Source organism: Streptomyces sp. NPDC126510 (genome assembly GCF_040302345.1).
GTDB lineage: Bacteria > Actinomycetota > Actinomycetes > Streptomycetales > Streptomycetaceae > Streptomyces.
The window spans coordinates 1-1,430 of the sequence record NZ_JBEORR010000096.1 but is presented as its reverse complement, the minus strand read 5'-3'; the positions used below and the strand labels follow the sequence as shown (position 1 = coordinate 1,430).

Below are 1,430 nucleotides of genomic sequence, written 5' to 3'. Positions count from 1 at the left end.
TGATTGGGCTCAATCGGTGGACGCAACATTCGAGGTCAGGAGGGTGTTGTGGGTCGTCCATCGGATTGGGTGCGGGAAGTAACGGGCAGGGCTCCGATGAGGTCACCGGGAGCGCCGGGCCATCCACGGTCGAAGGAACGAGATTTTTGGGAGCAGATCAGTACTGGCAAGCTTCCTCGCGAGGCAGCTGACGCTGTCGGCGTGGGACAGCCTGCGGGCCAGCGGTGGTTCCGGCACGCTGGCGGGATGACGCCGTACTCGTGGCCCGCGCCGGCAGGCAGGTACCTCTCTTTGGCAGAGCGTGAGGAAATCGCGATCCTGCACGCCACAGGCCATGGGGTGCGCTCGATAGCGGGTGCCATCGGGAGGAGCCCGTCGACGATCTCGCGGGAGTTGCGGCGTAACGCTGCCACGCGTGGCGGCACGCTCGAGTACCGCGCCAGCGTGGCGCACTGGAAAGCCGAGTTGTTTGCTCGTCGCCCGAAGACCGCCAAGCTCGCGGCAAACGATCGGTTACGGCACTACGTCGAGGACCGACTCTCAGGCCAGATCACCAAGCCGGGCGGCGATGCTGTCGCCGGACCGCTCGAACGGCAATGGAAGGGCTTGAACAAGCCGCATCGGCAGGACCGCCGATGGGTGAAAGCGTGGAGCCCTGAGCAGATTTCGCACCGGCTACCGATCGATTTCCCGGATGATGAGTCCATGCGGATCAGCCACGAAGCCATCTACCAGTCCCTGTTCATCGAGGGTCGCAGTGCGCTGCGCCGCGAACTCATCTTGTGCCTGCGCACCGGCCGCGCTCTTCGGATGCCACGCGCGAGAGCGAAACGCGTTGCCTGGGCCCATGTGACACCGGACGTACTCATCAGCGAGCGTCCCGAAGAAGCCGACGACCGTGCGATCCCCGGGCACCACGAAGGTGATCTCATCATCGGCACGGACAGGTCCGCGATCGGCACCATCGTCGAGCGCACAACCGGATACACCACCCTCGTGCACCTGCCTCGGGAACAAGGGTGGCGACAGCAACCGATCACCAAGAACGGGCCGGCACTGTCGGGATACGGAGCGGTGTCGATGAACAGAGCGTTGGCACAGGCACTGGCGTCGATGCCCACCGAACTCAAACGCTCGCTGACCTGGGACCGAGGAAAGGAAATGTCCGCACACGCCCAGTTCACCATCGACACCGGGCTGAAGGTGTACTTCGCCGATCCACACAGCCCATGGCAACGAGGTACCAACGAGAATGCGAATGGACTACTGCGCCAATACTTTCCGAAGGGAACTGATCTCTCGCGATGGAGCCCAGACGATCTCGCGGCAGTCGCACACGCTCTCAACACGCGACCACGGAAACGACTCCAATGGCGAACCCCCGCTGAAGCTTGGGACGAACACCTACGATCAATTCAACAGCAACGTGT

1 protein-coding gene is annotated in these 1,430 nt (G+C 63.1%); it reads left to right on the top strand.

The genetic code is table 11. From position 1 onward, the window contains the following. Positions 1-96: 96 nt before the first annotated feature. The coding region (locus ABTX60_RS43125) for an IS30 family transposase (protein ID WP_352102051.1) at positions 97-1,430 on the top strand (1,334 nt) is incomplete at its 3' end.